Consider the following 25526-nt stretch of genomic DNA (forward strand, 5'->3'; position numbering starts at 1 on the left):
CCCGGCACCGGGCGACATGTGAGTGTGCGGTCGGAGGACGCGGCCTTCGGCCGCCCACTCACCCTGGGTCGTCGGGTACGGCCTGTCGGCTTTGAGTGTCGTGCTCTTTGCGCACGCGGATCAGGAGCCCAGGGCGTGGAGGGTGGTTAGGGACGCCTCGAGGGATGCCGATGCTGTGACCAGGTCGGCCTGGGTGGTGGAGGACGTGAAGGTGAAGCGGACTGCGGTCTGCGCGACCTCGGGGGCCAGGCCCATCGCGAGCAAGACCGGGGAGGGCGCGTCGTCGCCGGCCGCACAGGCGGAGCCGCTGGAGACCAGGATGCCGCGCTCCTCGAGCTGCAGCAGCACCGATTCGCCGCTCGTGCCGGGGAAGCAGAACGAGGCCACCGACGGCAGACGGCGGCTCGGATGCCCCGTGAGCACGGCGGCGGGGATGCGGTCGAGCACACCGCGGATGAAGTCGTCGCGCAGGGCCGTGACGCGCGCGGCCGCCTCGACGCGGTCTGCCTCGGCGAGCGTGAGGGCGGTGGCCAGCCCCACCGCGAAGGCCACGTTCTCGGTGCCGGATCGGGCTCCGCGCTCCTGACCGCCTCCGTGCACGAGCGGCTCGAGCCGCAGGCGCTGCCGGGCGGCGAGCACGCCGATTCCTTTCGGTGCCCCGAGCTTGTGGCCCGAGAAGCTCAGCGCATCGACCCCGAGGGCGTCGAGCCCCAACGGCAGCCAGCCCGCCGCCTGCACGGCATCCGTGTGGAACGGGATCCCGTGCAGGCGCGCACGCGACGCCAGCTCGGCGATCGGCTGCACCGTGCCGACCTCGTTGTTCGCGGTCATCACCGTGGCGAGGGTGGTGTCGGGGCGGAGCGCGGCAGCGAACTCGTCGGGGTCGACCAGCCCCGTGGCATCCACCGGCACGACGGTCACCTCGAAGCCGTGCATCCGCTGCAGGAACTCGGCCGACTCCACGACCGCCGGATGCTCGATCGCGCTGAGCACGAGATGCCGGCCCCGGGGCGAGGCCAGGGCGATGCCCTTCACGGCGAGGTTGTCCGCTTCGGTTCCGCCTGAGGTGAAGACGACCTCGCTCACCCGGCAGCCGAGCACGCCGGCCACCGTACGGCGGGCCGCCGCGAGCGCGCGCGAGGCCGACTCGCCCATACCGTGATGGCTCGAGGGGTTGCCGAACTCTCCCGTGAGGAACGGCCAGATCGCCTCGAGAACCTCCCGGCGAACGGGCGCGGTGGCGGCGGCGTCGAGGTAGATCACGGGCGGGTGTCTGCGGCAGGCCCCGCGGGCGGATCGGCGGGGGCCGTGGCAGGCACGGCGGGCGTGGCATCCGGCACGAACCCCACATCGAGACCGAGGTCGAGCGATCGCACACTGTGCGTCAGCGCGCCCACCGAGATCACGTCGACCCCGGTGGCCGCGATCGCCTCCACGGTGTCGAGGTTTACACCGCCGCTGGCCTCCACCAGCGCTCGCCCGGCGACCTGCTCGACGCCCGCGCGGAGGGCGTCGAGGTCGAAGTTGTCGAGCATGATCGTGTCGATACCGGCGGCTAGCACGGGCTCGATCTGCTCGGCCCGGTCGACCTCCACCTCGAGGTGCGTGGTGTGCGAGAGCTGCGCCCGCACCGCGCGAAGAGCCGCCGTCACGTCGCCGCCGTGCTGGGCGGCGAGCACGGCGAGGTGGTTGTCCTTGGCCATCACGGCGTCCGAGAGCGAGAAGCGATGATTGTGTCCGCCGCCATCGCGCACGGCCTGGCGTTCGAGTGCGCGGAGACCGGGCGTGGTCTTGCGGGTGTCGACGATCCGCGCCCGGGTGCCGGCCACGAGGGCCACGTACCGGGCGGTGAGGGTCGCGATGCCGCTCATCCGCTGCACCAGGTTGAGGGCGACGCGTTCGCCGCGGAGCACTCCGCGCGCGGGGCCGCTCACGGTGGCGAGCACGGCGCCCGAGGCGAACCGCTCACCGTCGGCCACGTGGAAGACCGTGCGGATGCGCGGATCGACCAGGCGCATCGCAGCCTCGAACACGGCGGTTCCGCTGAACACGCCCTCCTCCCGCGCGTCGAGCGTCGCCTCGACCTCGGCAGCCTCGGGAATGAGCAGCTCGGAGGTGATGTCGCCCCACGGGGCGTCCTCGGCGAGGGCGCGGGAGACGACGTCGTCGATGATCTGGGCGGTGAGCATCAGGCGGTGACCTTCTCTGAGGTGCGGGCGGGCTCCTGGCCTTCTGATCCGTAGTCAGAGGCCTCGTTCGCGGTGGTGGTGCGGGCGGCGGTGGCTCCGGTGGTGGAGGAGCTGGTGGCACCGGCGGGGCTGGTGCGGGCGGCGGGGCGGGCGCTGGTGGTGGTGGAGGAGCTGGTGGCACCGGCGGGGCTGGTGGCGGATGCGCGCGCGGCCGAGCCCGGCAGGCCGGCGACCGCGTCGGTCACCGTGGGCACCAGCTGCGGTTCCGGATGCGCACGCGCGAGTGCGAGGTGCCCCGCGAAGACCGGCTCGGTGTGCGGGAAGTCGGTGCGGAAGTGCGCGCCGCGCGACTCCTCGCGTGCCAGCGCCGACTCCACCACGAGGCGTGCGATCTGCAGCAGGTTGGCGGTCTCCAGCCGGGCGAGGTCGAGCTCCGCACCGGCCCCGGTGTCGATGCCCCACCCTGCGAGCGTCGCTCGGGCGGCTCGCAGCGCGTCGCCGTCGCGGCCGACCCCCGCGCTCGCCCACATCAGCTCGTGCAGCTCGGCCCGCGTCGGCTCATGCAACTCGGCCCGCGTGGGCTCATGCAGCTCGGCGCGACCAGGGACCGGCACGAACGCGGCGGACGCGAACGCGGGCTCCGACGGCCCGGCGAGCACCTCGGCGAGCGCGGTCGCCGCGCGGTGCGCGAAGACGAGCGACTCCAGCAGCGAGTTCGAGGCCAGCCGATTGGCCCCGTGCACGCCGGTGCACGAGACCTCGCCCACGGCCCACAGGCCCGAGAGGGAGGTGCGCCCGTCGAGATCGGTGGCCACTCCGCCCATCCAGTAATGCGCCGCCGGAGCCACCGGTACCGGTTCGTGCGCCCAGTCGAGTCCGTTCTGACGCATGGCGGCGGAGATCGTGGGAAAGCGGCGCTCGAGCTCCTCGGCGCCGATGCCCGTGGCATCCAGTCGCACCGGCCGGCCCGTGCGTTGCATCTCGGCGGCGATTTCACGGGCCACGATGTCGCGCGGGGCGAGCTCGGCGAGCGGATGCCGCCCCACCATGAACCGCTCGCCGGCGTCGTTCACGAGCACGGCGCCGTCGCCGCGCACGGCCTCCGAGACCAGGAACGCGCCCGGCACGGCCAGCGCCGTCGGGTGGAACTGCACGAACTCCACGTCGGCGAGCACCGCGCCCGCGCGCCAGGCGGCCGCCGCCCCATCGCCGGTCGCGACGACGGGGTTCGTCGTGAACGGGTACAGCTGACCGATGCCCCCGCTGGCGAGCACGACGGCGTCGGCGGCGAGTACCTCGCGCGCGCCTCCGCGCACGACCTCGACCCCCACCACCCGGCCGGCCGATCCCGGCGTCGCGTTGCCATCCGAATCCGCGCCGAAGGACTCGCCCGCCGCGTCCGGAACCGCGCCCACAGCCTCGTCCGCGGCATCCGGAGCCGTCACCAGGTCGGCCAGGAACGTCGACGACATCACCGCGATGCCCGCCCAGCGGACGGCGCGCACGAGGGCGCTCTCGATCGAGAGACCGGTCGCGTCGCCGCCCGCGTGCAGGATGCGGTGCATCGAGTGCGCGCCCTCCAGCCCGGCGTCGAACGGGGCGTCGGCGGCACCGCCCTCGCGGTCGAAGCCCACGCCCCAGGCGATGAGGTCGCGGATGCGCTCGGGTCCGTCACCGCAGAGCGCGGCCACGGCGGCCGGATCGGACAACCCCGCCCCGGCCACCAGCGTGTCGGCGATGTGCGACTCGACGGTGTCGCCCGGCATCACGGCGGCGGCGATCCCACCCTGCGCGTAGCGGGTGTTGCTGTCGTCGATCGTCGACTTGGTCACGACGGTCAGCTCGATCGGCACCCCGATCTCCCGGCACCGCGCCTTCAGCGTCAGCGCGGTCACGAGCCCTGCGACCCCGCTGCCCACCACGACCACCCGCCGGGCCCGTCCGCGCTCCGCGCCACCCGCCGCCTCGTGCGCGGTCACGGCCGGGCCGCGAGCATCCGCTCGAGGGCCACGCGGGCCGGCACGGCCACGTCGTCGGCCACGGTGATCTGGTTCACCACGCGACCGGCCACGAGTTCCTCGAGCACCCAGGCCAGGTAGCCGGGGTGGATGCGGTACATCGTGGAGCAGGGGCAGATCACGTCGTCGAGGCAGAAGATGGTGTGCTGCGGGTACTCGTTCGCCAGTCGCTGCACGAGGTTGATCTCGGTGCCGATGGCGAAGGTGGTGCCGGCGGGCGCCGCCTGGATCGCCTTCACGATGAAGTCGGTCGAGCCGGCCGAGTCGGCCGCGTCTACGACCGGCATCGGGCACTCGGGGTGCACGATCACGCGCACGTCCGGGTGCTCGGCCCGCGCCTTCTCGATCTGCGCCACCGTGAAACGCTTGTGCACCGAGCAGAAACCGTGCCACAGGATGACCTGCGCATCGAGCAATTCCTCCGAGGTCGAGCCGCCGAAGGCCTTGCGCGGGTTCCACATCGGCATCCGCTCGAGCGGCACGCCCATCGCTTTGGCCGTGTTGCGGCCGAGGTGCTGGTCAGGGAAGAACAGCACCCGCTGCCCGCGCTCGAAAGCCCACTCGAGCACCGTCGCCGCGTTCGACGACGTGCACACGATGCCGCCGTGCCGACCACAGAAGCCCTTGAGGTCGGCCGAGGAGTTCATGTAGGTGACGGGGATGATCGGCACGCGACCCGAAGCATCCGGCTCGGTGCCGTAGATGTCTTCGAGCTGGGCCCAGGCGTCTTCGACCGAGTCGATGTCGGCCATGTCGGCCATCGAGCATCCGGCGGCCAGGTTGGGCAGGATGACCGACTGCTCGGGTCGTGCCAGGATGTCGGCGGTCTCGGCCATGAAGTGCACGCCGCAGAACACGATGGCCTCGGCATCCGGAACCGTCAGCGCCGCGTTCGCCAGCTGGAACGAGTCGCCCACGAAATCGGCGTACTGCACCACCTCGTCGCGCTGGTAGAAGTGGCCGAGCACCACGACGCGGTCGCCGAGGGTCTCTTTGGCACGACGGATGCGGGCGTCGAGCTCGAGCTTCGAGGCCGTCTTGTACTCCTCGGGCAGCTGCCCCTGGCGGGGTGCCTCGGCCGGGATCGGATCGGCCATCGAGGCGCCCGGCCCGTACGACGGCGGCTGCAGGTCGAAGACCCAGGGTCCCTCCGCGAGTTCGGGCGTGCACGTCGAACCCGAGACGCCCGGGGCGCCCTGGGTGATGAGCTGGATCTCGTTGTCGACCGACAGCGTGCGGGTCATGTTCGCGGCTTTCTCGAGGGGGTGGTGGTGGATCGCGCCAGAGGCCCGCGGTCGACGGGTTCGGCGCTGTTGTTGTAGCGGTAGAGCTTCGGAGGGCGGTAGCTGGTGCCCGTGACGCGTTTGCCGGTGGGCACCACGGTGTTCGAGCTCTCGATCTGGCGGCGGAAGTTCGCCGGGTCGAGCGTGCGGCCGAGCACGGCCTCGTGCACCTCGCGCAGTTCGGCGAGGGTGAAGGTGTCGCCGAGGAACGCGTGCGCGATGCGGCTGTACTCCACCTTGTTGCGCAGCCGCCAGAGGGCGTACTCGATGATGACGTCGTGGTCGAAGGCGAGGTCGGGCAGATCGTCGACCGAGAACCAGGCCACGTTGGTGGGCTCGGGGGCTCCGGATGCGGTGGTCCCGGATGCGCCGGTCCCGGATGCCGCCCCGGCGTCGACTCCGGATGCCCCGGCTCCCGCCGCGCTCGCCTCGTCGGCGTTCACGAGCGCCCAGTACACGATCGACACGACCCGGTCTTTGGCGCCGGCCGGCGAGCGGTCGAGGGTGCCGAAGGCGTAGAGCTGCTCGAGGTACCCCGGTTCGAGGGCGGTGGTGGCCGCGAGCGTGCGCGCAGCGGCGGCCTCGAGGTCTTCGTCGAGCCCGATCGGCCCGCCCGGTAGCGCCCACCGCCCCTCATACGGCGGCCGGATGCGCCGCACCAGCGGCAGCCACAGGCTCGGCAGGGCGGCGGTCGGCCGGTCGGGCCTCAGCCCGAAGATCACGGTCGACACGGCGAGCGCGATCGCTCCCGGTGTCGGCTCCGTCGCCGGCTCCGCAGTCGTCGCATCCTGCTGGGCCATCTCGCTCACCCCCTAAAGGTGAACTCGACTATAACCCTTAAGGTCGCGATAACCCAAACCGACGGTCATGAACCTCGGATGCGGCGGCCCAGCTCTGCCGCGTACTCGGCCACGGTCTCGGCCAGAGTCGGCCACTCCCCCGGCGGGAAGCGGTCTCGCGCGAAGGTGACGGTGATGCCGGCGGCCGGCCAGCCGGTGTGGTCGCGCACGGCCACGGCCACCGAAGCCAGGCCGCTCGTGACATCGCCGTCCTCGGCCGCGAAGCCCGCCGCGCGCACTTCGTCGAGGGCTCGGGAGAGCTGCGAGTAGCGGAACGGCTCGCCGTCGCGCCCGGCGGCGGCCGGGGCATCCCGGTACAGGGCCCGCAGCTGCGACTTCGGCAGCGTCGCGAGCAGCGCGCGTCCGCTGGCCGTGCGGTGGGCCGGAAGCCGCACCCCCACGTCGGTCACCAGAGCGGGGCGGCGGGGTGCGCGCTCCTCCACGAGGTAGATGACGTCGCTGCCGACGAGCGCCGCCAGGTGTGCGCTCTCGCCGAGCCGGTCGACGAGGTTCGCCAGCAGCGGGCGGCCGAGCCGGGCCAGCGGTGCTTGGCGCGCGAAGCCCGCGCTGAGCTCGAACGCCGCGACGCCGACGCCCCAGCGCCTGATCTCGGGAAAGCGGATGGCGTAGCCGTGCGTCTCCATCGCCGTGAGCAGCCGGTACACGCTCGAGCGCGGGAGGCCGAGGGCCGCGGCGATGGAGGCGGCCGTCACCGGGCCGCGCTGCTGCGCCAGGTGGCTGAGCACGCGCAAGGTGTGGTGCGCGGTGGGGACTCCGTCGGACATCCGTCTCCCTTCCGGCCGGCAGGTCTATTGTCCCACGGGTGGGACAGATGATCGCCGGAGGCCGTTCCTCCGGCGGGCCGAGTGCGCTGGTATCGGACCATGACCATCCACGCCGCTACGACGCCCGCTTCCCAGCAGCCCGCCCACGGCCCGCGCCCGGTGCGCGCCGCTCGTGGATCCGCCCTCACCGCCAAGAGCTGGCAGACCGAGGCGCCGCTCCGGATGCTGATGAACAACCTCGACCCCGAGGTGGCCGAGCGGCCCGACGATCTCGTCGTGTACGGCGGCACCGGCAAGGCCGCCCGCAGCTGGGAGGCCTTCGACGCGATCGTGCACGCCCTCGAAGACCTCGAGGCCGACGAGACACTGCTCGTGCAGTCGGGCAAGCCCGTCGGCGTGTTCCGCACGCACGAGTGGGCACCCCGTGTGCTGATCGCCAACTCCAACCTGGTGGGCGACTGGGCCACCTGGCCCGAGTTCCGGCGCCTCGAAGCGCTCGGGCTCACCATGTACGGCCAGATGACCGCCGGATCATGGATCTACATCGGCACCCAGGGCATCCTGCAGGGCACCTACGAGACCTTCGCGGCCATCGCCGACAAGCGCTTCGGCGGCACCCTCGCGGGAACCCTCACCCTCACCGGCGGGGCCGGCGGCATGGGCGGCGCGCAGCCGCTGGCGGTCACACTGAACGAGGGCGTGGTGCTGATCGTCGATGTCGATCCCGCGCGGTTGCGCCGCCGCGTCGAGCACGGCTACCTCGACGAGATGACCGACGACCTCGACGACGCGATCGCCCGGGTGGTGGCGGCCAAGGCCGAGCGGAGGGCGCTGTCGGTGGGGCTGGTCGGCAACGCCGCCGAGATCTTCCCCGAGCTGCTGCGCCGCGATGCGCCGGATGCGTCCGGCGCGTCCGGCGCGATCGGCATCGACATCGTCACCGACCAGACCAGCGCGCACGACCCGCTCAGCTACCTACCCGCCGGCGTCGCCCTCGCCGACTGGGCGCGCGAGGCCCAGGCGGATCCGCAGGGCTTCACCGAGAAGGCCCGCCGCTCCATGGCGGCCCAGGTCGAGGCGATGGTCGGGTTCCAGGATGTCGGCGCCGAGGTGTTCGACTACGGCAACTCCATCCGGGCCGAGGCCGAGCTCGGCGGCTACGAGCGGGCGTTCGCCTTCCCGGGGTTCGTGCCCGCGTACATCCGCCCGCTGTTCGCCGAGGGGAAGGGACCGTTCCGCTGGGTGGCGCTCTCGGGCGACCCGGCCGACATCGCCGCGACCGACCGGGCCATCCTGGAACTGTTCCCGCACGACGAGAAGCTGCGGCGCTGGATCACCCAGGCCGGCGATAAGGTGCACTTCGAGGGCCTGCCGGCGCGCATCTGCTGGCTCGGCTACAAAGAGCGGCACCTGGCCGGGCTGAAGTTCAACGAGATGGTGGCCTCGGGCGAGCTCAGCGCGCCGATCGTGATCGGCCGCGACCACCTCGACTCGGGCTCGGTGGCCTCGCCGTACCGGGAGACCGAGGGCATGGCCGACGGGTCGGATGCGATCGCCGACTGGCCGCTGCTGAACGCGCTGCTCAACACCGCCTCGGGCGCCACCTGGGTGTCGCTGCACCACGGCGGCGGGGTGGGCATCGGGCGCAGCATCCATGCCGGACAGGTGGTGGTGGCGGATGGCACCCCGCTGGCGGCCGAGAAGATCGAGCGCGTGCTCGTGAACGACCCGGGCACCGGAGTGATGCGCCACGTCGACGCCGGCTACGAGCGCGCGGCCGACGTGGCCCGCGAGCGCGGCCTCCGCGTGCCGATGTGGGAGGTGTGACCGTGCAGCGGGCTGCGCTCGCGCCCCCGCCCACCCCCACGCCCACAGCGGTGCCCGCCCTCGCGACCTCCTCCGTAGGCGAAGCTGCCGCATCCGTAGGCGAAGCCGCCGCATCCGTGGTCGGAGCTGCCGAACCGATGGAGCGGCACTCGTCCTCCGGATGCACGCTCCATCCGTTCGGTCGACGCCGCGCGTTCTCCATCCATTCGGCAGGACCCACCCGGTGCGAGGGCGCGCCGGGTGCCCGTGTGGGCGCGAGGGTGCAGCCGTGAGCGGGCGCAGCCTGCTCGACGGGCTGGGCGAGATCACGGAGGTGGGGCGCGATCGGCGGCGGGGCGGGTGGTCGCGGCACCTCGGCGACGACGGGGAGGTGCAGCTGCGCGAGTGGTTCCGGGAGCGCGCCGCGCGGCTGGGACTCGACGTCGAGACCGACCGCAACGGCAACCTCTGGGCCTGGTGGGGAACGCCGGGTCCGGATGCGGTCGTGACCGGCAGTCACCTCGATTCGGTGCCGGGCGGCGGCGAGTTCGACGGCCCGCTGGGCGTCGTGTCGGCACTGGAAGCCGTCGCGCGGCTGAAGGCCGCCGGCGTCGTGCCGACACGGCCCGTCGCCGTGATCGTGTTCGCCGAGGAGGAGGGCTCGCGCTTCGGCCGCGCCTGCCTGGGCTCCCGGCTGATGACGGGCGACATCGATCCCGCACTGGTGCGCTCGCTGCACGACGCCCACGGCGTGCCGTTCGACCGCGCGGCGGCCGCGGCCGGCTTCGATCCCGCACAGATCGGCGCGGATCCCGAAGCGCTCGCCCGCATCGGCCTGTTCCTCGAACTGCACGTCGAGCAGGGCCGCGGTCTGATCGACCTCGACTCCCCCGTGGCTGTGGCGTCGAGCATCCTGGCCCACGGTCGCTGGCGGCTGCGCTTCGAGGGTGAGGGCAACCACGCGGGGGCGACCCGGATGCGCGACCGCCGCGATCCGCTGGTGGCCGCCGCGGCCGGCGTGCTCGAGGTGCGCACCGCAGCCGCGGCCCTCGACGCCCGCGCCACCGTGGGGCGCATCGAGGCCACTCCCGGCGGCACCAACGTGATCGCCTCGCGCGCCGAGTTCTGGCTCGACGCCCGCGCCGACTCCGACGCCCAGACCCGCGACCTGGTTTCCCGGATCGCCGAGCAGGCGGCCGCCGCGGCCCGCGCCGAGGGCTGCACGGTCGAGGTGGTCGAGGAGTCGTGGAGCGGCGAGGTGCGGTTCGATCCCGCGCTCCGAAATCGCCTGTCGGCCGCGCTCGGCGTCGTGCCCGCCCTGCCGAGCGGTGCCGGGCACGACGCCGGCATCCTCGCGGCGCACGTTCCCTCGGCGATGCTGTTCGTGCGCAATCCCACCGGGATCTCGCACGCCCCCGACGAGCTCGCCGAACTCGCCGACACCGTGCGCGGGGTCGACGCTCTCGAGACCGTGCTGCGGGGTCTGCTGTGAGCGGCATCCACGGCGCTGACGCCGGCGACCTCCGGGGGACAGGTGGAGGCGGCGGCACGGCTGACGCCGGCGACCTCACCTCCTTCTGGGCCGAGACCGCGCTGATCGGCGGATCCGTGCAGGAGCGCGTGCGCATCGCCGGCACGATCGGCTCGCGCGCCCTGGCCGGCACGATCACCGCGATCGAGACCGGCGTCGAGCCCCGCGCCGGCGAGCAGAAGCTCGACACCGTGCTGCCCGGCTTCGCCAACGCCCACTCGCACGCCTTCCACCGGGTTCTGCGCGGCCGCACCCACGACGACGGCGGCGACTTCTGGCAGTGGCGCACCCAGATGTACCGCGTGGCAGGACTCCTCGACCCCGAGAGCTACCGCGCCCTGGCCACGGCGGTGTTCGCCGAGATGGTGACGAGCGGATTCACCGCCGTGGGCGAGTTCCACTACGTGCATCATCGGCCCGACGGATCGCCGTACACCGCTCACGCGATGGAGCAGGCACTGGCCGGGGCGGCGGCCGACTCCGGCATCCGACTCACCCTGCTCGACACCTGCTACCTCACGGGCGGGATCGGCCTGCCGCTCTCGGCCGCCCAACGCAGGTTCGGCGACGGCGGCGGGGGCGACGACGGGGGCGGGGGTGACGCTGATGGTGACGCGGGCCGCTGGCTCGAGCGCTGGCATTCCCTCCGCGACGCGCTCGCGCCCACAGCGCTGCTCGGAGCCGCTCTGCACTCGGTGCGCGCCGTGCCGCGCGAGGCCATCCGGCGCATCGTCCGCGAGCTGCCGTCCGGCGTGCCGCTGCACGTTCACCTCTCGGAGCAGCCGCAGGAGAACACCGACTGCCTCGAGGCGTACGGCCTCACCCCCACGGGCCTGCTGGCCGAGGCCGGACTGCTCGAACGGCTCTCGGTGGTGCACGCCACCCACCTCACCGACGACGACATCCGGATGCTCGGCGAGGCCGGGAGCACCGTCGTGATGTGTCCCAGCACCGAGGCCGACCTCGGTGACGGCATCGGGCCGGCGCGCGCCCTCGCCGACGCCGGGGCGCGCATCGCGCTCGGTTCCGACCAGAACGCGGTGATCGATCCGCTGCTGGAGTGCCGGGGCCTGGAGGCCGGCGCGCGTCTGGCCTCGGGCCGCCGAGGCCGCTTCACCCCCGCCGAACTCGCTATAGCCGCGAGCTCCGACGGCTACCGGAGCCTGGGGCTCGCCCCGCGCGGAGCGGGCAGGCGCCTCGCGGATGCCGCGGCCACCGACGCGGAGGGGCTGGGGGCAGGCCGACCCGGAGGGCCGGGCGAGCGCGGCCCCGCTGCCCGGGACCGCTCTTCCGACGCAGCTACCGACGCCGGCGGCCTCCGCGTCGGCGCCCCCTTCGACCTGGTCGAACTCGACTCGGCGAGCACGCGTACGGCCGGTTCGAGACCCGCCCAGCTGCTGCTCACGGCGACCGCCGCCGATGTGCGTACCGTCGTGGTGGGCGGCACCGTCCGGGCCCGGTCCGGCGTGCTCGCCGACGGCCGGCATCCGGCAGCCCTCCTCGCCGCCGCCCTGGAAGGACTGTCATGACGAGCGAACTCCTCACCGACATCGGCGAGTTGACCACCCTGGTCGAACCCCGGCGGCACGACGCCGCCCTCGTGATCGACGACGGCCGCATCGCCTGGATCGGACAGGCCGCGGCGGCCCCCGACTGCGACCGCCGCACCAGCGTCGAGGGCCGAGCGGTGTTGCCCGGCTGGATCGATTCGCACACCCATCTGGTGTTCGCCGGCGACCGTTCGGCCGAGTTCGAGGCGCGGATGGCGGGCCAGGACTATGCGGCCGGTGGCATCGCCACCACCGTGCGCGCCACCCGGGCCGCCACCGACGCAGAGCTCGCCGGCACGCTGGCACGCCTGCGCGCCGAGGCCGAACGCGGCGGCACCACGTTCCTCGAGACCAAGACCGGCTACGGCCTCGATGTCGAGACCGAGCGCCGCTCGGCCGAGATCGCGCGCGCCGGCGCCGATGTGGTGACTTTTCTCGGTGCGCACCTGGTGCCCGAGGCGCTCGACGGCATCGGGATGCGCGACTACCTCGATCTGGTGACCGGCCCGATGCTCACGGCCGTGCGGCCGTTCGTCGACTTCATCGACGTGTTCTGCGAGGAGGGCGCCTTCGATCCCGAGCAGTCGCGGGAGGTGCTGCTCGCCGGCCGGGCCGCCGGCCTCGGCCTCCGGGTGCACGGCAACCAGCTCGGGGAGAGCGGCGGGGTCGCGCTCGCCGTCGAACTCGGCGCAGCCAGTGTCGACCACTGCGGGCACCTGTCGGGCGGAGACATCGACGCGCTGGCCGACTCGAGCACCGTCGCCACCGTGCTGCCCGCTTGCGACATCTCGACCCGGCAGCCCTTCGCCCCGGCCCGGGCGCTGCTCGACGCGGGCGCGACCCTCGCCATCGCCTCCAACTGCAACCCCGGCTCGTCGTACACGACGTCGATGCAGTTCTGCGTGGCCACGGCCGTGCTGCAGATGGGCCTCGGCATCGAAGAAGCCGTGCGGGCCGCCACGGTCGGAGGAGCGATCGCGCTCGGCCGTGACGAGGGCCCGGATGCCGTGGGCCGGCTCCGCGTGGGCGGTCGCGCCGACCTGCAGCTACTCGACGCCCCGTCGATCGCGCACCTCGCCTACCGCCCGGGTGTGCCCCTCACGATCGGCACGTGGGTGCGCGGGGTGCGCCGTTGAGCGGCACCCGATCCATCCCCGCTGGGCGTTCGATCAGTAGTCGACGCAGAAGTCCGGCAGGTTGACCGGATCGGAGCAGTAGTGGATCGGCGCTCGCGACGGGAACGGGAACGGCACGGGGATGAGCGTCGGCGATCCGCCACCGGACGCCGAGCCGTCGGATGATGACGCGCTCTCCTCCGCCGCCGCCTCGGCTGCGGCCGCGCCGTCCACCTGAGCATCCTGCGTGGCCCGCGTCAGCGCCACGAGCTCGAGCAGCTGACGGGGCGTGTCATCGGTGGCCGGGACGGCGGCGGCGGTCTGCTGCGCCACGATCGCGCTGTAGAGCTGGTCGCGCGCGGCTTGAGGCGCATCCGGGGTCTCGTCGTTCACCACCCGCGCAGCCGTCTCGATCACACCCGCACGCACGGTGCCGATCGCCGCGTACAGCGCCGACAGGTCGGCGGCGATGCTCGCCTCGTCGACCGGCGGAGTCGCCTGGCTCGCTGCCGGTCCGCCGGCCGCCGACAGCTGCGCGACCTGCACCGAGGAATCGAGCTGCTGCACGGCCACGTCGAGTGCGGTGCGGGCCTCCAGCGAGGCGAATCCGTCGGACCCGGCCACCAGCGAACGCCCGGCCGCCACGAGCGGCTCGGCGATCGGATCGAACGCCACCACCTGCTCGATCGGCATCGGCGACGACGTCGCTCCGACCGCCGTCGACTCCGGAGACACCCCGGGCGCGGGAGCCGGCCCCGCGCATCCGGACATCGTCACCGCGATCGCGACAGACACGGCCAGGATGAACGCGGCCCGGGTCGCCCCCGATGTCGCAGCTCGTCCGCTCATGGATCCATCCCCCTCGTTCGTGCCCCCAGGCGATCCTAGGCCGCGTGCAGCCGAACGTCCGCCCGGCACCGCGTTCGGGTCACGCGGCAGCGGAGGCGCCGGGCAGCACCAGCGTGAAGGTGGTGCCGACCCCGACCGTGCTGGCGATCTCGATCCGGCCGTCGTGCGCGGTGGCGATCGCCTTCGTGATGGTCAGGCCGAGCCCGACGCCCTTGACGGCGTGCTGGCTCGCGGTGCTGGCCCGGAAGAACCGCTCCGCGAGGCGGTCGAGCTCGTCCGCGGGGATGCCGATGCCGGTGTCCTGCACGATCACCCTCGTCTCCTCGGGGCCGCTCTCCAGCGTGAGGGTCACCGCACCTCCGCGGGGCGTGAACTTCACGGCGTTGGAGAGCAGATTGTCCAGCGCCTGACCGATCCGGAGCGGGTCGACCGTCACCACGACATCCTTCTCGGGCGTGACGACGTCGAGCGCGACGTGCCCGTTCTCGGCAGTCGGCGCCGCGGTGTCGGCGGCGGCCCGCACGAGCGCGGTGATCGACGTGGGGACGCGCTCGATGGTGAAGCGCCCGGCCCCGACCTGCGCCGTGAACAGCAGATCGCCGACCAGCTGTAGCAGCCGCCGCGCATTGCGGTCGACGACGTCGAGGTACTTCAGCTGCTGTCCGGTCATCGGGTCGTCGAACTCGTCCTCCGGGCGCAGCAGTTCGACGTATCCGAGGATCGACGACAGGGGCGTTCTGAGCTCGTGGGAGATGAGACTGGTGAATTCGTCCTTCAGGCGCTGGAGCTCGGTCGCCTCGGTCTCGTCGGTGGCGACGAAGATGAATCCGGCCGAGCGGCCGTCCTCGTCGAACCGTTCCGACACCGACACGTGCGCGGGGAACTCGGATCCGTCTTTCCGCGCGTAGGTCCAGTCCCGCAGCTCGGTCGCCTCGGCGCCGCCCACGAGGCGTCCGCCGCCGGCGTCGTCGGTCTCGTCCGCGGCATCGGGACGATGGATGTCGGCGATCGCGAGCCGGCCGATGGCCTCGGCGCTGGTGTACCCCAGCAGGCTCACGGCGCCGCGGTTCCACACGTTCACCCGGCCGTCGAGATCGGTGCCGATGATGGCGTGCCCGGTGATCGCATCCCAGACGCTGTCGCGCAGCCGGTTCGCCTCGAGGCTCTGCTCCTTCTGGCGGTGCGCCTCCCGGGTGGACTGCTCGAGCGAGGCGACCAGCTGATCGCGCTCGTCGACGAGCTGCTGCACGCGCAGCAGGCGGTCGTGCTGCACGCGGGCGATTTGATTGATCAGCACCGCGGCGATCGCGAACACGGCCGGCGTGAAGATCAGCCGCACCAGGTCGGAGGCGACGGCGACCGAGGCGATGCCGACCAGGAACGGCAGCGCGACGATCATCAGCACGCCCGCCACCGCGATCAGGATGTGCCGCACGCCCTGCTCGGAGGCGATCCAGATCACCGGGATGATGATCAGCGCGCCGAACGGGGAGATCTGGCCCCCGGTCGCCGTGCGGAGCAGGGCCACCGCGACGAAGGTGACCAGGGGGATGGCGATCTCCCACCGCGGCGAGAGGCTCGTGCGCGGCAGGGCGATCGCGAAGACGGCCGCCGCGAGCACGAGGGCATCCGCCACGACCACCGGCACGACGTCGCCGCTGATGCCCACCGGCGAGATCAGCACGAGGGTCGCCAGGGCGAATCCGGTGAGGGCGGCTCCGTGTTTCAGGATCGGCGACCACGATCCGAAGGTTCCCAGCGTCACGCGGGCGAGCCGATGCGGGGCCGGCATCACAGGCGCTCGGCGACGTCGCGGATGAAACGCACCAGCTCCCGCACCGGGAACGGCTTGGTGATCAAGCCGTCCGCCCCGGCCGCGTGCACCTGCTCGGCGATGTCGGGTGCCCCGTCGGCGGTGATGACGAGCACGGTCAGTTCGCGCAGCCCGCCGTCGTCGCGCACCTTCTGAAGGACTTCGAGACCGGTCATGCCCGGCATCGAGATGTCCAGCACGGCCAGATCCACGTGCATCGCCTGCAGGGCCGCCCAGGCCTCGGTTCCGGATGCGACGGCGGCGGCGACCTCGGATCCCGCCTTCTCCACCGCGATCGTCACCAGGTCGCGCAGATCCGCGTCGTCGTCGGCAATCAGTACTCTCATCCGTTCGCTCCCCCTGCGACTCGGGCCGTCACCCGTTCGGAAAAATGGTGTCCATCGTGTGCGCGATCTGCTTGAACGTGAACGGCTTCGGCAGGATCGCATCGACGCTCGGATAGTCCTCGACACCGAGCACCGAGGTCACCACGAGTCGTGAATCGGGAACCTCGGATTTCATGGCGTCGACCAGCTGCCAGCCGTCGATACCCGGCAGCAGCAGGTCCACCACGGCGACCGCCGGAGCGGTGGTGCGGTAGGAATCCATCGCCACCTCGGCGGTGCCCACCACCGACACGGTGAAGCCCAGGCGCTCGAGGTGCACCCGGAGAAGATCGCCCTGATCCTCCGAATCGTCGACCACCAGAGCCGATCGCCCCTCGAATCGCGCGGCCCGTCCTGTCACGAAGGACTCCCATCCCCTGGCCGACCTGATCCGTCGAGCTGTCTTCGAACCTTACAACGGGATCGCCGCCGCCGAGCCCGCGCCCACCCGCCCCCTGTACCCTGGAGGCCTGCACGGAAGGAGCACCACATGACCGGTCGCGACGAGATCGAATGCTGGCTGACCGACATGGACGGCGTGCTCGTTCACGAGAACCATCCGGTGCCCGGCGCCGCCGAGCTGCTGCAGCAGTGGCGCGACGAGGGCAAGCCCTACCTCGTGCTCACGAACAACTCCATCTTCACGCCGCGCGACCTGTCGGCGCGGCTGCGCGCATCCGGTCTCGAGGTGCCCGAGGAGTTCATCTGGACGAGCGCCCTCGCCACGGCCGCGTTCCTCAAAGACCAGATGCCGGGCGGCACCGCCTTCGTGATCGGCGAGGCGGGCATCACCACCGCGCTGCACGAGGCCGGCTTCATCATGACGGAGACCGCGCCCGACTACGTGGTGATCGGCGAGACCCGCAACTACTCCTTCGAGGCCATCACGAAGGCCATCCGCCTGATCGGTGCCGGGTCGCGCTTCATCGTGACGAATCCGGATGCCACGGGGCCGAGTGCCGAAGGGCCGCTGCCGGCCACCGGTGCCATCGCCGCCCTCATCACGAAGGCCACCGGGCGGGAGCCCTACGTGGTGGGCAAACCGAACCCGATGATGTTCCGCTCGGCGATGAACCGCATCGGCGCGCACTCGGAGAACACCGGCATGATCGGCGACCGGATGGACACCGACGTCGTGGCCGGCATCGAGGCGGGCCTGCACACGATCCTCGTGCTCACGGGTATCAGCGACCAGACCGAGATCGACCGCTACCCCTTCCGCCCCTCCGAAATCCTGAACTCGGTCGCCGACCTCCTCAACCCCACCCCGGTCGAGTCCGAGCTCTGAGGGGCGTGCGGGGCGGGGCTGTTCGAGCCAGAGTGGGGTAGTGCCCGACGATCCGCTCGACCTGTTCCGCCGAACGCCTCGCGAGGCGGTGCCGGCCGATGTGCGGGTGCTGCTCTCGGTGGGCAACTGCCAGGCCGAGTCGGTGCGTGCCGTGATGCCCGAGGCGCTCACCACCGTGCGCACACCGCCGGTGCACGAGCTCACCGCGGCAGACGCCGAGCAGCTTCACGCCTGGCTCGAGCGGGCGGACTTCGTGGTGCTGCAGCCGATCCGTGACGACTATCGGGGGCTGCCGGTGGGAACGCGGCAGCTGCTCGCCTCCACCCGCGCCGGCACGGGGATCGCCGTGCTGCCGGTGATCCGCTTCGCCGGCCTGTATCCGCGGCACCTCATCATCCGCCCGCCGTCGGACACCTCGCTCACCCCGCCCGTGGTCGCCTACCACGACGCCGCCGTGCTGATGGAAGCCGCCGGGTCGGCGCTGCCCCCGCTCACCGCGCGCGCCGTCGCCGTGATCGCCGCCGCCTCGATCGGCGAGCTGCGGGAGCGCGAGGGCCGGCACGGCACCGTCGTGGTCTCCGATCTGTTCGCCTCGCCCACCTTCGGCTCGATGCGCACCATCAATCACCCGGGCAACCCGGTGTGGGCGGCCGTCGGCGCCCGCACCCTCGACGCACTCGGCCTCGCGGAGGGCCCGTCGGGCACCGCAGCACCGCGCGATCCCGGACGCCCGCTGCTCGACTCCGTGCACGCGCCGCGCGAGCCCGCCGTGATCGACGCCTTCGATCTCGACGCCGAGCCCACCTCCGACTGGACGGTCGACGGATGCATCGTGCCGGCCGCCGAGGTGCGCATCGCCCATCTGCGCTGGTATGCCGAGCACCCCGACGCGGTGACCGCCGGGCTGCACCGTCACGCCGCGACGCTCCGCGAGCTCGCAGCCGCATGACCACTCTGGATTCCCGTTCCGGACACCGGATCACCCGCCTCGCCACCCTGGAGACCATCGCGTCGCCCGACCGCGCACCCGCGGACCTCTCCACCGCACCCCTTCCCAGACTTCTGGTCACCCGCGATCCCCGCCACGGGGTCACCCTCTACGCCCAGCGGCTCGCGGAGGCACTCACGGAGCCGGCCGGCGCCGAGGTGACCGCCGGTGAGCGGGTGCACCTGCACTTCACCGACCGGCTGTGGGGCTCCGACCCCGGGGCGGCTGCGAGCGCCGTGGAGGAGCTGGCCCAGAGGGCATCCGTCACGGTCACCCTGCACGATCTCCCGCAGCCCTCCGACGGGGCGGGGAGCCTCGGCCGTCGAGCCGCCTCCTACCGGCGGGTGGTGGAGGCGGCGAGCGGCGTCGTCTGCAACAGCCACCACGAGGCCGAGCTGCTCGCCGAGTACGTGGGCGCCGTCACGGCGATCACGGTCATCCCGCTGCCCGTGGACGGACCGTCCGCCGGCGCCGCCATCGGTGCCGACACCACCGGCGCCGCCGACGCCGGCACCGCCACGGTCGCCCGCGCCACACAGGACCCCGCCGCCGGCAGTGCGCCTGCGGTCAGCGTGCTCGGCTACGTCTACCCGGGCAAGGGACACGACCGGGTGCTGCGCGCCGTGGGGAACCTGCGCCGGTATCCACGGCCCGTCGTCGAGGCACTCGGCCGCGCCTCGGAGGGGCACGAGCACGACGTCGAGAACGTGCGGCGGCTGGCCCGCTACGCCGGTGTCGCCTTCACGATCACCGGGTTCCTGCCCGACGACGAGCTGCGGGAGCGCTGCCGCCGTTCCGCGGTGCCGGTGATCGCGCACCGCCACGTCTCGGCGTCCGGGTCGCTCGCCAGCTGGCTCGGAGCGGGTCGACGGCCCATCGTGCTCGCGAGCCGGTACATGCAGGAGATGGCGGCGCTGCACCGCAACGCGCTGACCGTCGTGGACGGCCGCGCGCTCGATGACGCGATCGAGCACGCGCTCGCGCATCCGGAATCCACCCGGCTGGACGATTCGGTACGGCTCGGCCCCGACCTCGCCGAGGTCGCGGCCCTCTACCGCCGTTTCTGGGCCGAGGTGGCCTGGTGACTCCCGCGCTCTTTCCGCACGAGTCGCACCCACCGGCGGCATCCGTCGGTTCGGGCTCAAAGCCCACGCGGCACGGGCGGAGCGTGCCGGGGAACGCCTGGGACCTGCTCGACGGCGTGCAGCCCGACACCCCGCCCCGCGTCTCGGTGGTCGTCGTGCACTACGACCAGCAGCGCGAGCTGAACCGCACACTGCGGGCGCTGGCCCGGCAGACATTGCCGGCACTCGAGGTGATCGTGGTGGACGACGGATCGCCTTCGGCTCCGCGCGTGCCCGAGGGTGTGCGGCTGCTCGTGCTCCCCGACCGCGGGTTCCGCGCGGCCGCAGCCCGGAATGCGGGTGCCGCCGCAGCATCCGGAGACGTGCTGTGCTTTCTCGACGCCGACACCGCGCCGGAGCCCGAGTACCTGGAACGGCTCAGCCGGCTGCCGGCCCTGTGCCCCGAGGCGGTCACCGTGGGACGGCGCCGGCACGCGGCCTTCGACGACGCCGAGGCGGAGGCGGGGACGGGGGCGGCGGACCCGGTGGAACCGGTCGAAGTCGCCGGGCCCCGCACCGAGCTGCCCGAGCCGGCGTGGCTGCGGAACGCCTACGCCGCCTCGCGCGATCTGCTCGACGCCGACCAGCACTCGTACCGGTTCATGATCGGCGCCGTGCTGGCCTGCTCGCGCGGATTCTTCGGCGAGACCGGCGGGTTCGACGAGCGCTTCGACCGCTACGGCGGGGAGGACTGGGAGTGGGCGCACCGCGCCTGGACCGAGGGCGCCGTGTTCGCGCACGTGCCGGAGGCGGTGGCCTGGCACGACGGCCCGGATCTCGCCGGACGGGCTCGCGGCCGCGACGACCTGCTGCGGCGCAAGAACGCGGAAGCGCTGGTGCTGTTCGACCGCATCGGCCTGCGCGGAAACGGCGGTGCGACGCCCGGACTGCGCAGCGCCGCCCTCGACGTGGTGGCAGAACTGCCCCCGGGCGCAGTGGCCGCCACGTTCGTCTGCACCGACGTGCTGCTGGAAGCGCTGCCCGGTGCCCGCGTCGTGGTCGACGACGACCTCGCGGCGGCACTGCCCGCCGACGAACGGATCGTCGCCCGCAGCCGCGGAGTCGCCCTCCTCGCCGCGGCCAGAACGACCATCGTCGTCGACGCCCTCTTCACCGTCCCGCGCGAGCACCGAGGCGCCTTCGGAACGACGCTCCGGTCGGCCGTCGAGCAGATCGGGGTGGGCACCCTCGGCTGGATCGAGCTGACGGCCCAGCACCAGGTGACCGAACCCGCCGCACTCGCGCACGGAACCCCCGCGCCCGCTCAGGTGCTGCGCCTCGGAGCGCACCGTGCCGAGCGGCGCCGGGAGCGCCACCCCGCCGATCACGGCTTCCGCACCGAGCCCCTCACGGCCCCGATGCGCGTGCTCGACTCCGAGCCCGACCTCGAGGCGCACCTCGCAGGCTGGGCCGGCTGACACCCGGCCGGCGGCTCAGTCTTCCAGCAGGGCGGCGAAGGCGGCTACCGAATCGGCGCCGTAGAGCACACAGCCCACGGGAAGCCGGCCGGCCGTGGCGTCACGGATCGCCGCGACGTCGGCGGCGGTGAAGGCGCCGCACAGCTCGAGGGTCTGGATGCCGGCGCCGGCCAGCTCGACGGCGACGGATGCCGCAGCCGCCGCATCCGGAACCACCACGAACCGCGACCGCAACCCGTCGAGGTCGACCTCGACCCGCTCGCCCTCGGCGCTCTCGCCGCCGTTGCCCAGCGCGATGAACGCCCAATCCCTGATGGCCAAGAGCCCCCTCTGGTTTCTTCCCGCCGCGCCGAACCCGCGATCTTCCTGCGCGGGTCAGGCGATGCGGATGAGCTTCTTGTTGATGAACTCCTCGAGCGCGAAGCGGCCCATCTCGCGGCCCGAGCCCGAGCGCTTCACTCCACCGAAGGGGAGTTCGGCGGCGTCGCCGAGCACGAGGTTGATCCAGACCATGCCCGCGTCGATGGCGTCGGCCACGCGCAGCGCCTGCTCCTGGTCGGTTGTGTAGACGTAGGAGCCGAGGCCGAACGGGGTGTCGTTGGCCAGCAGCACGGCCTCCTCTTCCGACTCCACGCGGTACAGCGACGCCACGGGGCCGAAGAACTCCTCGTGGTACGCGTCCATCTCCTCCGAGACGTCGGCCAGCACGGTGGGCCCGAAGAAGGTGCCCGAGCGCGAGCCCTCGGCCAGCACGGTGGCGCCCTGCTTCTTGGCGCGGTCGACCTGCTCGCCCAGCCGCTCGGCGGCGGCCTCCGACGACAGCGGGCCGAGCAGCGTGCCCTCGGCGAACGGATCCGCCGGCTGCGCCGCCGTGAAGGCCTCGGTGAACTTCGCCGCGAACTCCTCGTAGAGCGAGTCGATCACGATGAACCGCTTGGCCGCGTTGCAGGACTGCCCGTTGTTGTCGAGCCGAGCGTTGACCGCATCCTGAACCGCGCCGTCGAGGTCGGCGGTCGACAGCAGGATGAAGGGGTCGGAGCCGCCCATCTCGAGCACGACCTTCTTGAGGTGCTTGCCCGCGATCTCGGCCACGGCCGCACCGGCGCGCTCGGAGCCGGTGACCGAGACGCCCTGCACGCGCGGGTCGGCGATGACGGTGGCGATCTGGTCGTTGGTGGCGAAGATGTTGACGTACACACCGGCGGGGGCGCCGACGGATGCGGCCGCCTCCTCGAAGATGGCCTGCATCGCGAGGGCCGACTCGGGGCACTGCGGGGCGTGCTTCAGCAGGATGGTGTTGCCGGCCACGATGTTCGGTCCGGCGAACCGCGCCACCTGGTAGTAGGGGAAGTTCCACGGCATGATGCCCAGCAGCACGCCGAGGCCGGCCCGGCGGATGAACGCCGATCCGGTGCCGTCGCTGAGCTCGATCGGCTCGTCGGCCAGGAACTTCTCGCCGTTGTCGACGTAGTACTGGTAGATCGCGGCGGCGAAGTCGACCTCGCCGAGTGCCTGGTCCAGCGGCTTGCCCATCTCACGCACGGCGATCTCGGCGAGTTCCTGCCGGCGTTCGGTGTGCAGCTCGGCGACCTTCGCGATCAGCGCGGCCCGGTCGGCGACGGAGACGCGCCGCGACCAGCTCTCGAAGGTGTCCGCCGCCCACTGCACGGCATCGCCGAGCTCGGTGTTCGTGATGGTCGGGTACTCGGACAGCGTCTCGCCGGTGGCGGGGTTGATGACGGCGTACTGGCTCATGCGTGCTCCTTCGGTGGGGCGGTCGAGATGGTCGCGGTGGTCGGGATGATGCGTGCCGGCCCGGTTGCGAGCCGGCGGGTGGTGAGGCGTCAGGGGGCGTCGAGGATCTCGGCAGCGAGCCTACGCCCCACCCGGATCGCGCCGTCGACGTGCTGGTAGCCCTCCGCGGCGAGGTCGCTCGACCCGAAGCGCATCTGCCCGATCGGCTCGAGCTGCATCGCCCCGTACCGGGTGAGACCGCCCAGGTCGAAGCTCGCGGCGTAGGCGCCGCCGGTCCACTCCTCGGCGGCCCAGTCGCTCTCGTAGTACACGACCGGGGTGAGCGCCTCGGGCCCGTAGTACGCGGCGAGGGACTCGAGGATGCGCTGCTTGCGCTCCTCGGCGGTGAGCTCGAACAGCGCGTCCGCCTTCTCGTCGGAGACGAAGCCCACGAGCGTGCCGCGGCTCTCGCCGTGGTTGGTGTTGTCGTAGGCCTCGTGCACGACCTGGTACGGGCTGAAGGCCGTGGCCGACAGGCCCTTGTCGCGCCAGAACGGCGTCTCGTAGGTGGCGTGCACCTTGATCACGAGGCCCAGCGACTGGTGCTGGAACTGCTGCGTGCGCAGCCGCGGCAGCGCGGGCACGTAGTCGATGCGCGAGTAGAGGTTCGGCGGCACGGCCACGATCACCTGCGAGGCGGTGACGGCCAGCGAGTCGGTGAGAACGCGAGCGGGTGCTCCCGGCTCGTCCGACCACTCGATCGTGCGCACCGGCTGCGACAGCAGCACGTTCTCGCTGCCGAGCTGCTCGGCGAGCTTCAGCGGCACCTGCTGCAGCCCACCCACGACCCGCTTGTCGAGGATGAAGTCGGCATCCACCAGGTGGCTGAAGCTGCCGGCGCTGGCGGCCATCAGAAGCGCCTGCAGCAGCGAGAACGCGTGCGCGGGCTTGGTGAGCATCGCGTCGGCGATGAAGAGAGCGATGTTGTCGACGGCTTCGACATCCGTGGTCTGGTCTTCGAGCCAGCGGCGGAACGAGATGTGGTCGTACTCGGCGGCTTTCGGATGCGTCCAGGGCGCGGCCACGTCGGTCTCGGCCACGAGGCCGTCGAGCACCTCGATCAGACGCTCGATCTCGGCCTTCGTCTCGTCGCTGGCCGGGAAGATGTCGCCGGTGAATCGCTTGGCCTCGCCGTCGGGGCCGACGTAGACGCTCTCGCCGTCGCGGTAGCGGGAGTAGGTGTCCAGGCCCAGCTCGGCGAGCGCGTCGATCAGGGCGGTCTGGTCGGGCGACACCCACTGGCCGCCGATCTCGAACATCTGGCCCTCGATGTCGTTCGTCCAGAGACGGCCGCCGATCCGGTCGCGCGCCTCGAGCACGACGACCGACTTGCCGGCCGCCTGCAGACGGGTGGCGGCGGTGAGGCCGGTGGCTCCGGCGCCGATCACGACGACATCGCGCTGAATCTCTTCCATGACAACTCTTTTCGTTGCAAAAGCACGCACCATGCGATGGATGCAGAACTATAGTGCCACGTTCACTGCCGATTTCGATAGGCACAACGGAATGTGCAACTCGAGTTGCCTCAGTGCAACTTTGGTTGCGAGATCGCAACTTGAGTTGCACAATGGTCCCATGGACCTCGAATCGCCGCTCCGAACCATCGCCTCCCCCGTGGAGGCCGAGGCGCTTCGCGTTCTGGCGGGCGCCGACGCCGAATTCAGTGCCGCAGACATTCATCGACTCATCGATTCTGCGTCGTCCTACGGGGTCCGCAAGGCCCTGGCTCGCCTCGCCGGCACCGGCCTCGTGCTGCTGACGACCCACGGCAACGCGACCTTCTGGCGCGGCAACCGGCAGCACGTCCTCTGGCCCGCAATCGAAGCGGCCGTCGATGCCCGCCGAGTGCTGCTCGATCGTCTCCGAGGCGAGTTGGCGACGCGGGATGAACTCGCGGCCTACTTGTACGGATCTTTCGCGAGAAGATCAGCCGGACCCGACTCCGATATCGACATCCTCGTCGTGTATCCGGATGACACAGCACACGACACCATCGTGGACTTCGCTTTCGATCTGGCCGACCAGATCACGGCATGGACCGGCAATGAAGGACACCTCTACAATCTGACCCGATCTGAGCTCCGAGTGGCGATGGAACGCGCCGGCCCCCTGGCGATGTCTGTGCGTCAAGACGCGGTGACGCTGATCGGCCCCGAATTCGAGCAGCTCCTCCGCCAGGTTGATTCGGAGAAGCTCGCGCGTGCCTAAGCACAGCACGGTCAGGTTGGACAAGGCCGGAGCCCGTGCCCGACTCAACGAAGCGCGTCTGTACCTCTCAGCAGCCGAGCTTCTCGACTCGGGCGCCGCCGCGGAGAACAAGGTCGCAGGGTCGAACGCGATTCTGGCCGGCATCGCAGCAGCCGATGCGATCTGCGGCCTCGTTCTTGGCGAGCGCAGCGCCGGTGACGACCACGCTCAGGCCATCAGCCTTCTCAAGAAGGCCACGCACCCCTCGACCAAAGCCGCCAACAGTCTGAAGCGACTCCTTGTTCAGAAGACGCCGGTGCAATACGGCGCAGACGCGATCAGCGCGAGCGAAGCGGCCGACCTGATCAGATGGGCCCGCGACATCGTGCAAGAGGCCGACGCCAAAGATCGATAAGGGCCCGCTCGACCGCGGGTGCGACTTGCGCAGGGGGCTGGGGCGCGGATTTCCGCGGGAGCGGTGGTCATGTTTCGCTTGGGGGTTGCGATTTGCACGAGCACGAAACACGGGGGCCACTGAAAACGAGGCAGTTCGCCGGTTCGGG

The 25526-nt window shown here is 71.9% G+C and carries 23 protein-coding genes; 10 read left to right on the plus strand and 13 right to left on the minus strand.

Going from position 1 to position 25526, the window contains the following annotated elements; genetic code table 11:
• Positions 1-120: 120 nt before the first annotated feature.
• From Q0D75_RS01565 to Q0D75_RS01590, 6 genes are all read right to left on the minus strand, one after another.
• A complete protein-coding gene (locus Q0D75_RS01565; RefSeq protein WP_291048571.1) occupies positions 121-1263 on the minus strand; it encodes a cysteine desulfurase family protein in 1143 nt (380 codons plus the stop codon).
• Positions 1260-2189: a carboxylating nicotinate-nucleotide diphosphorylase gene (gene nadC, locus Q0D75_RS01570; protein WP_291048572.1), complete on the minus strand. Its 930-nt coding sequence runs from the start codon at positions 2187-2189 to the stop codon at positions 1260-1262. The genes Q0D75_RS01565 and nadC overlap by 4 nt, the downstream gene beginning before the upstream one ends.
• Positions 2189-4168: an L-aspartate oxidase gene (gene nadB / locus Q0D75_RS01575; protein WP_291048574.1), complete on the minus strand. Its 1980-nt coding sequence runs from the start codon at positions 4166-4168 to the stop codon at positions 2189-2191. Before nadB ends, nadC begins: the two co-directional genes overlap by 1 nt.
• Positions 4165-5451, minus strand: coding sequence for a quinolinate synthase NadA (gene nadA / locus Q0D75_RS01580; RefSeq protein WP_291048576.1), 1287 nt, complete (start codon positions 5449-5451; stop codon positions 4165-4167). Before nadA ends, nadB begins: the two co-directional genes overlap by 4 nt.
• Positions 5448-6290 carry an NUDIX domain-containing protein gene (locus Q0D75_RS01585; protein WP_291048668.1) on the minus strand — a complete coding sequence of 281 codons (843 nt, stop codon included), beginning with the start codon at positions 6288-6290 and terminating at the stop codon, positions 5448-5450. Before Q0D75_RS01585 ends, nadA begins: the two co-directional genes overlap by 4 nt.
• Positions 6291-6355: 65 nt before the next feature.
• Positions 6356-7114 (minus strand): IclR family transcriptional regulator, encoded by a 759-nt coding sequence (locus Q0D75_RS01590; RefSeq protein WP_291048578.1) that lies wholly within the window; start codon positions 7112-7114, stop codon positions 6356-6358.
• A 99-nt stretch (positions 7115-7213) separates the two neighbouring features.
• Here Q0D75_RS01590 and hutU point away from each other — a divergent pair, with 99 nt between their 5' ends.
• The 4 genes from hutU (at position 7214) to hutI (ending at position 13137) form a co-directional block, all read left to right on the plus strand.
• Entirely contained in the window at positions 7214-8941 is a 1728-nt protein-coding gene (hutU, locus tag Q0D75_RS01595) for a urocanate hydratase (RefSeq protein WP_291048580.1), read from the plus strand.
• A gap of 268 nt (positions 8942-9209) precedes the next feature.
• Positions 9210-10412 (plus strand): allantoate amidohydrolase, encoded by a 1203-nt coding sequence (locus Q0D75_RS01600; RefSeq protein ID WP_291048581.1) that lies wholly within the window; start codon positions 9210-9212, stop codon positions 10410-10412.
• Positions 10409-11980 carry a formimidoylglutamate deiminase gene (locus tag Q0D75_RS01605; protein ID WP_291048583.1) on the plus strand — a complete coding sequence of 524 codons (1572 nt, stop codon included), beginning with the start codon at positions 10409-10411 and terminating at the stop codon, positions 11978-11980. The genes Q0D75_RS01600 and Q0D75_RS01605 overlap by 4 nt, the downstream gene beginning before the upstream one ends.
• Positions 11977-13137 (plus strand): imidazolonepropionase, encoded by a 1161-nt coding sequence (gene hutI, locus Q0D75_RS01610; protein WP_291048586.1) that lies wholly within the window; start codon positions 11977-11979, stop codon positions 13135-13137. Before Q0D75_RS01605 ends, hutI begins: the two co-directional genes overlap by 4 nt.
• 33 nt (positions 13138-13170) lie before the next feature.
• Here hutI and Q0D75_RS01615 read toward each other — a convergent pair whose 3' ends face one another.
• The 4 genes from Q0D75_RS01615 to Q0D75_RS01630 form a co-directional block, all read right to left on the minus strand.
• Entirely contained in the window at positions 13171-13965 is a 795-nt protein-coding gene (locus tag Q0D75_RS01615; RefSeq protein WP_291048588.1) for a hypothetical protein, read from the minus strand.
• 79 nt (positions 13966-14044) lie between these two features.
• Entirely contained in the window at positions 14045-15730 is a 1686-nt protein-coding gene (locus Q0D75_RS01620; RefSeq protein WP_291048590.1) for an ATP-binding protein, read from the minus strand.
• A 26-nt stretch (positions 15731-15756) separates the two neighbouring features.
• A complete protein-coding gene (locus Q0D75_RS01625) occupies positions 15757-16125 on the minus strand; it encodes a response regulator (protein WP_291048592.1) in 369 nt (122 codons plus the stop codon).
• A gap of 28 nt (positions 16126-16153) precedes the next feature.
• On the minus strand, positions 16154-16525 hold the full coding sequence (locus Q0D75_RS01630; RefSeq protein ID WP_291048594.1) for a response regulator: 372 nt from the start codon (positions 16523-16525) through the stop codon (positions 16154-16156).
• Between the two features lie 129 nt (positions 16526-16654).
• Between Q0D75_RS01630 and Q0D75_RS01635 the strand changes: the two genes are divergently transcribed.
• The 4 genes from Q0D75_RS01635 to Q0D75_RS01650 are packed head-to-tail and all read left to right on the plus strand — an operon-like array spanning position 16655 to position 20982.
• On the plus strand, positions 16655-17452 hold the full coding sequence (locus Q0D75_RS01635) for an HAD-IIA family hydrolase (RefSeq protein ID WP_291048595.1): 798 nt from the start codon (positions 16655-16657) through the stop codon (positions 17450-17452).
• 40 nt (positions 17453-17492) lie between these two features.
• Positions 17493-18401 carry a WcbI family polysaccharide biosynthesis putative acetyltransferase gene (locus tag Q0D75_RS01640; RefSeq protein ID WP_291048597.1) on the plus strand — a complete coding sequence of 303 codons (909 nt, stop codon included), beginning with the start codon at positions 17493-17495 and terminating at the stop codon, positions 18399-18401.
• Positions 18398-19525 carry a hypothetical protein gene (locus tag Q0D75_RS01645; RefSeq protein ID WP_291048599.1) on the plus strand — a complete coding sequence of 376 codons (1128 nt, stop codon included), beginning with the start codon at positions 18398-18400 and terminating at the stop codon, positions 19523-19525. The genes Q0D75_RS01640 and Q0D75_RS01645 overlap by 4 nt, the downstream gene beginning before the upstream one ends.
• Complete coding sequence (locus Q0D75_RS01650; RefSeq protein WP_291048601.1) at positions 19522-20982, plus strand: glycosyltransferase family 2 protein; 1461 nt, start codon at positions 19522-19524, stop codon at positions 20980-20982. The genes Q0D75_RS01645 and Q0D75_RS01650 overlap by 4 nt, the downstream gene beginning before the upstream one ends.
• Positions 20983-20997: 15 nt before the next feature.
• Here the strand turns inward: Q0D75_RS01650 and Q0D75_RS01655 are convergent, their stop codons facing one another.
• From Q0D75_RS01655 to Q0D75_RS01665, 3 genes are all read right to left on the minus strand, one after another.
• Positions 20998-21303 carry a DUF6506 family protein gene (locus tag Q0D75_RS01655; protein ID WP_291048604.1) on the minus strand — a complete coding sequence of 102 codons (306 nt, stop codon included), beginning with the start codon at positions 21301-21303 and terminating at the stop codon, positions 20998-21000.
• 54 nt (positions 21304-21357) lie between these two features.
• Positions 21358-22737: an NAD-dependent succinate-semialdehyde dehydrogenase gene (locus Q0D75_RS01660; RefSeq protein ID WP_291048606.1), complete on the minus strand. Its 1380-nt coding sequence runs from the start codon at positions 22735-22737 to the stop codon at positions 21358-21360.
• An 89-nt stretch (positions 22738-22826) separates the two neighbouring features.
• Positions 22827-24191, minus strand: a complete 1365-nt coding sequence (locus Q0D75_RS01665; protein WP_291048609.1) for an NAD(P)/FAD-dependent oxidoreductase — start codon at positions 24189-24191, stop codon at positions 22827-22829.
• A 160-nt stretch (positions 24192-24351) separates the two neighbouring features.
• Here Q0D75_RS01665 and Q0D75_RS01670 point away from each other — a divergent pair, with 160 nt between their 5' ends.
• Both Q0D75_RS01670 and Q0D75_RS01675 read left to right on the plus strand, forming a co-directional pair.
• On the plus strand, positions 24352-24984 hold the full coding sequence (locus Q0D75_RS01670) for a nucleotidyltransferase domain-containing protein (protein ID WP_291048611.1): 633 nt from the start codon (positions 24352-24354) through the stop codon (positions 24982-24984).
• On the plus strand, positions 24977-25378 hold the full coding sequence (locus tag Q0D75_RS01675) for a hypothetical protein (RefSeq protein WP_291048613.1): 402 nt from the start codon (positions 24977-24979) through the stop codon (positions 25376-25378). The genes Q0D75_RS01670 and Q0D75_RS01675 overlap by 8 nt, the downstream gene beginning before the upstream one ends.
• The last annotated feature ends 148 nt before the right edge of the window (positions 25379-25526 follow it).

It is taken from the genome of Herbiconiux sp. (assembly GCF_023264855.1).
In the GTDB taxonomy this organism is placed as follows: domain Bacteria; phylum Actinomycetota; class Actinomycetes; order Actinomycetales; family Microbacteriaceae; genus Herbiconiux.

What these genes read in the sequence shown, in the direction of transcription:
- hutU (WP_291048580.1), top strand. Translation starts at nt 7,214, where the DNA reads ATGACCATCCACGCCGCTACGACGCCCGCTTCCCAGCAGCCCGCCCAC.
- Q0D75_RS01665 (WP_291048609.1), bottom strand. Translation starts at nt 24,191, where the DNA reads ATGGAAGAGATTCAGCGCGATGTCGTCGTGATCGGCGCCGGAGCCACC.
- Q0D75_RS01585 (WP_291048668.1), bottom strand. Translation starts at nt 6,290, where the DNA reads ATGGCCCAGCAGGATGCGACGACTGCGGAGCCGGCGACGGAGCCGACA.
- Q0D75_RS01590 (WP_291048578.1), bottom strand. Translation starts at nt 7,114, where the DNA reads ATGTCCGACGGAGTCCCCACCGCGCACCACACCTTGCGCGTGCTCAGC.
- Q0D75_RS01625 (WP_291048592.1), bottom strand. Translation starts at nt 16,125, where the DNA reads ATGAGAGTACTGATTGCCGACGACGACGCGGATCTGCGCGACCTGGTG.
- Q0D75_RS01645 (WP_291048599.1), top strand. Translation starts at nt 18,398, where the DNA reads ATGACCACTCTGGATTCCCGTTCCGGACACCGGATCACCCGCCTCGCC.
- hutI (WP_291048586.1), top strand. Translation starts at nt 11,977, where the DNA reads ATGACGAGCGAACTCCTCACCGACATCGGCGAGTTGACCACCCTGGTC.
- nadA (WP_291048576.1), bottom strand. Translation starts at nt 5,451, where the DNA reads ATGACCCGCACGCTGTCGGTCGACAACGAGATCCAGCTCATCACCCAG.
- Q0D75_RS01660 (WP_291048606.1), bottom strand. Translation starts at nt 22,737, where the DNA reads ATGAGCCAGTACGCCGTCATCAACCCCGCCACCGGCGAGACGCTGTCC.
- nadC (WP_291048572.1), bottom strand. Translation starts at nt 2,189, where the DNA reads ATGCTCACCGCCCAGATCATCGACGACGTCGTCTCCCGCGCCCTCGCC.
- Q0D75_RS01635 (WP_291048595.1), top strand. Translation starts at nt 16,655, where the DNA reads ATGACCGGTCGCGACGAGATCGAATGCTGGCTGACCGACATGGACGGC.
- Q0D75_RS01615 (WP_291048588.1), bottom strand. Translation starts at nt 13,965, where the DNA reads ATGAGCGGACGAGCTGCGACATCGGGGGCGACCCGGGCCGCGTTCATC.
- Q0D75_RS01670 (WP_291048611.1), top strand. Translation starts at nt 24,352, where the DNA reads ATGGACCTCGAATCGCCGCTCCGAACCATCGCCTCCCCCGTGGAGGCC.